Source organism: Stenotrophomonas maltophilia group sp. Smal12, from assembly GCF_037079935.1.
GTDB lineage: Bacteria > Pseudomonadota > Gammaproteobacteria > Xanthomonadales > Xanthomonadaceae > Stenotrophomonas > Stenotrophomonas sepilia.
This window is the reverse complement of the sequence record NZ_JBAWUK010000003.1, coordinates 1-3,943: the sequence shown is the minus strand read 5'-3', so window position 1 is coordinate 3,943 and position 3,943 is coordinate 1. Positions and strand designations below refer to the sequence as shown.

General features: G+C 67.7%; 4 protein-coding genes. 3 read left to right on the top strand and 1 reads right to left on the bottom strand.

What is annotated here, in order from left to right; genetic code table 11:
- Positions 1–248: 248 nt before the first annotated feature.
- The gene (locus tag WDC87_RS02080; protein ID WP_252745287.1) at positions 249–950 is read right to left on the bottom strand and encodes an SGNH/GDSL hydrolase family protein; all 702 of its coding nucleotides are present in this window, start codon (positions 948–950) and stop codon (positions 249–251) included.
- A 213-nt stretch (positions 951–1,163) separates the two neighbouring features.
- Between WDC87_RS02080 and WDC87_RS02075 the strand changes: the two genes are divergently transcribed.
- The 3 genes from WDC87_RS02075 (at position 1,164) to WDC87_RS02065 (ending at position 3,766) form a co-directional block, all read left to right on the top strand.
- Positions 1,164–1,559, top strand: coding sequence for a diacylglycerol kinase (locus tag WDC87_RS02075; RefSeq protein WP_088497865.1), 396 nt, complete (start codon positions 1,164–1,166; stop codon positions 1,557–1,559).
- A 33-nt stretch (positions 1,560–1,592) separates the two neighbouring features.
- A complete protein-coding gene (locus tag WDC87_RS02070) occupies positions 1,593–2,342 on the top strand; it encodes a TerC family protein (RefSeq protein WP_005415336.1) in 750 nt (249 codons plus the stop codon).
- A 263-nt stretch (positions 2,343–2,605) separates the two neighbouring features.
- Positions 2,606–3,766 (top strand): MFS transporter, encoded by a 1,161-nt coding sequence (locus tag WDC87_RS02065; protein WP_252745286.1) that lies wholly within the window; start codon positions 2,606–2,608, stop codon positions 3,764–3,766.
- Positions 3,767–3,943: the final 177 nt, after the last annotated feature.

The following is a 3,943-nucleotide window of genomic DNA, read 5'->3' as shown; positions in this document are numbered from 1 at the left end:
GTTATTAGAGTTTTTTTGTTTGTTGCGGCCCCCCCCCCCGCCCCCCCCAAAAAAAAAAAAAAAACAACGCGGGCGGGCGGGCGGGCGGGGGGGGGGGGGGGGGGGCCCCCCCCCCCCCCCCCCCCCCCGCCGCGCCCCCCCCCCCCCGCCCCCCCCCCCCCCCCCGCCCCCCCCCCCCCCCCCCCCCCCCGCCTTCGACAGTTTCCCGCGATCCGCAGTAGATCCACGCCATGCGTGGATGGGGTTGCTCAGTTGCAGTTGACCTTCGGCGCCAGCGCCCTGGTCCAGATCGCATAGCCGGCCGGGGTCATGTGCAGCATGTCCTCGCGGAACAGCGTCGCGTCCGGCTGACCATCGGCGCCGAGCATCGGCGTGTAGATGTCGGTGAAGCCGGTATTGGGCAGCTTGGCCAGCGCGGCCTTGATCAGCGTGTTGGCCTCGTTGATCGCCGGCAGCAGGTGCGCGCGCGACGGGCTCGGCTTGATCGACAGGTACTCCACCCTGGTCTTCGGCAGGTCGCGATGCACGCGCTGCACGAAGGCAACCACGTCGTCGCGCACCTGCACTGGGCTGCGGCCACTGTTGAGGTCGTTGTCGCCCGCATAGAAGAACACCTTGCAGGGCGCGTAGGGCACCACGATGCGGTCGGCGTACCAGGTGCTGTCGCGCACTTCAGAGCCGCCGAAGCCGCGGTTGAACACTGGCTGGCCAGGGAAGTCGGTGGCCAGGCTCTCCCAGAAGCGGATCGAGGAGCTGCCGATGAACTCGATGCCACCGCGCGGCGGCGGGTTGGACTGGTCGGCGCCGGCGAAGCGGGCCATGTCGCCGGCCCAGGCCACGTTGGAGACCTGTTCGGGCACCCGGGGCGACTTGGCTGGGCTCAGCGCCTGGGCCAGCGGTGCGGCAGTCAGCAGGCCCAGCATCAGCAGGCAGGTACGGCGACGGGACATCAGGCGCTCCAGCAGGCAAGGGGGGCATCCATCATAGGAGCATGCCCGGGCCGTTGCTTGCCCCTGGCAGGCCGTTCAGTGGGCGGGCGCGGGCTGCGGTTGGCGGCCTTGTGGCAAAATGGCCGCCATCTGCCTATTCCTGTGCACCCATGATTCCCTGCCGTGCGTCTGAGCGGTCGCTGCGCCGCGTCCCCGTTGCTGGATATTCCACCCGTGGCTGATCAGTTCGGCCACCTGCCGCGCGGCCCGCGCCGTATCTTCCAGGCCGCCCGCTGGTCCTGGCAGGGCCTGCGCGCTGCCTGGCTGTACGAGTCCTCGTTCCGGCTTGAGGTCTACCTGCTGATCCTGCTGACGCCGATTGCGATCTGGCTGGGCCAGACGCCGGTCGAACGCGCGCTGCTGATCGGCTCGATGCTGCTGGTGCTGGCGATGGAGCTGGCCAACTCGGCCATCGAAGCGGTGATCGAACGCTACGGCAGTGAGATTCACGAGCTGGCCGGCCGCGCCAAGGACATGGGCTCGGCGGCGGTGTTCGTGCTGATGATGAACGTGTTGCTGTGCTGGGCGCTGGTCGTGGTTCCGCACGCGCTGGCCGGCAACTACGGCTGAAACCCCATTCCCCCACTGCCTTGAAGAGTTTCCATGTCCTTTGAGTTCCTCGCCGACCCCAATGCCTGGGTGACCCTGTTCACGCTCAGCGCGCTGGAAATCGTGCTCGGCATCGACAACCTGGTGTTCATTTCCATTGCTGTCAGCAAGCTGCCGGAAGAGCGCCGCCCGTTCGCCCGCAAGCTCGGCATCGCGGTGGCCTGCATTACCCGCATCGGCCTGCTGGTATCGCTGGCCTACCTGGCGCACATGGCGGCAAACCTGTTCACCGTGGCCGGCATGGGCATCTCCATCCGCGACCTGGTGCTGATCGTTGGCGGCCTGTTCCTGATCATCAAGGGCTGCATGGAGATCAAGGAACTGATCAGCGGTGGCGAGGATGAAGATCCCAGCACCACCAAGGCCTCGGCCGTGTTCGGCTACGTGATCGCGCAGATCGCGGTGATCGACATCGTGTTTTCGCTGGACTCGGTGATCACCGCCGTCGGCATCGCCGACCACATTCCGGTGATGGTCGCCGCGATCCTGCTGTCGGTGATGGTGATGCTGCTGGCCGCCAACCCGCTGGGCCGCTTCATCGATGCCAACCCGACCGTGAAGATGCTGGCGCTCGCCTTCATCCTGATGATCGGCGCGGTGCTGATCCTGGACGGCCTGGACGTGCACGTGCCCAAGCCCTACATCTACGCCGCGATGGGCTTCTCGGTGCTGGTGGAGTGGCTGAACCTGCTGATGCGCCGCCGCGCCCGCGAGCACAACGTGCCGGGCGCCGGCAACTGGTAAGCGCATGACCCCGAACCCCCGGCCAACGCCGGGGGCTCTTCGTTCTGCCTTGTAGAGCCGAGCCCGTGCTCGGCTGACCGGCAGGAAGCAGCCGAGCATGGGCTCGGCTCTACACCGGAACCGCGGTTTTTTGCACTTGTGGCTGCGCTCCGGCCTCCACTTGTGAACCAGGATCAACAGTGTTTTCCCGGGGCGAGGCTTAATCCGGCGCAGCAAAGCGCGCAGGCTACGCACTCCCGATTCCCGCCCCCCAGGAAACCCCCATGAATTCCAGAGCCGCCTTGCTGGCGCTTGCCGTTGGCGCCTTCGCCATCGGAACCACCGAGTTTGCCCCGATGGGCCTGCTGCCGGTGATCGCCGACGGCGTGGGGGTGTCGATCCCCACCGCCGGCATGCTGATCACCGCCTACGCCGTGGGCGTGATGCTGGGCGCGCCGGTGATGACCCTGCTGATGGGGCGTTTCGGCAAGCGCACCGCGCTGATGCTGCTGATGTCGATCTTCGTGGTCGGCAACCTGCTGTCCGCGCTGGCCCCCAATTACGGACTGCTGCTGCTGTCGCGCCTGGTCACCAGCCTCAACCACGGTGCCTTCTTCGGCATCGGTGCGGTGGTCGCCGCCAGCCTGGTGCCGAAGGACAAGCAGGCGGCGGCCGTCGCCACCATGTTCATGGGCCTGACCATTGCCAACATCGGTGGCGTGCCGCTGGCGACCTGGGTCGGCCAGCAGCTGGGCTGGCGCCTGTCCTTCGCCGGTACTGCGGCGTTGGGCCTGATCGCGATCACTGCGTTGGGTTTTGCGCTGCCGGCGTCCGCGCCGGGACCGCGCCCGGACGTGCGCCGCGAGCTGAAGGCGATCCTGCAGCCGCAGGTGCTGCTGGCCATGGCCACCACCGTGCTTGGTGCGGGTGCGATGTTCACGCTGTACACCTACGTCGCACCGGTGCTGACCGAGTTGACCGGCGCCTCCAATGCCTTCATCGCGGTGTCGCTGGCCCTGATCGGCATCGGCTTCACCCTCGGCAACGGCATCGGTGGACGCATGGCTGACTGGTCGCTCGATGGCGCCACCCGTATCCTGCTGGCTGCCCTGGCGGTGCTGATGTTCGTGCTGCCGCTGGCCTTCATGAGCCACGCCACCGCGGCGCTGGGTGTACTGCTGTTCGGTGCGGCGACCTTCGCCCTCGTGCCGCCGCTGCAGATCCGGGTGATGCAGGTGGCCAGCGAGGCGCCGGGCCTGGCGTCGTCGATCAACGTGGGTGCATTCAACCTGGGCAATGCGGTGGGTGCGGCGCTGGGTGGTGCGGTGATCAGCTTGGGCCTGGGCTACGCCGCCATTCCGGTGGCCGGTGGCCTGCTGGCCGCGTCGGGCCTGCTGCTGGCATGGCTGGGGCGTAGCCGCACTGCGGTGGCTGAGGCCTGCTGAGGGCGGAGGGTTTCCGGGCGGGGGTGGCGCCCGGCCACCCCCCCAAAAAACACAAACTAAAACCCAAAACACAGCAAAACATGGGTTTGGGGGGGGGGGGGGGGGGGGTGGGGGGGGGGGTCCCCGCACCCACAACCAACCCACCCCCCACCCACCAAGCCGACGCCCACAAACACA

What these genes read in the sequence shown, in the direction of transcription:
- WDC87_RS02080 (WP_252745287.1), bottom strand. Translation starts at nt 950, where the DNA reads ATGTCCCGTCGCCGTACCTGCCTGCTGATGCTGGGCCTGCTGACTGCC.
- WDC87_RS02070 (WP_005415336.1), top strand. Translation starts at nt 1,593, where the DNA reads ATGTCCTTTGAGTTCCTCGCCGACCCCAATGCCTGGGTGACCCTGTTC.
- WDC87_RS02065 (WP_252745286.1), top strand. Translation starts at nt 2,606, where the DNA reads ATGAATTCCAGAGCCGCCTTGCTGGCGCTTGCCGTTGGCGCCTTCGCC.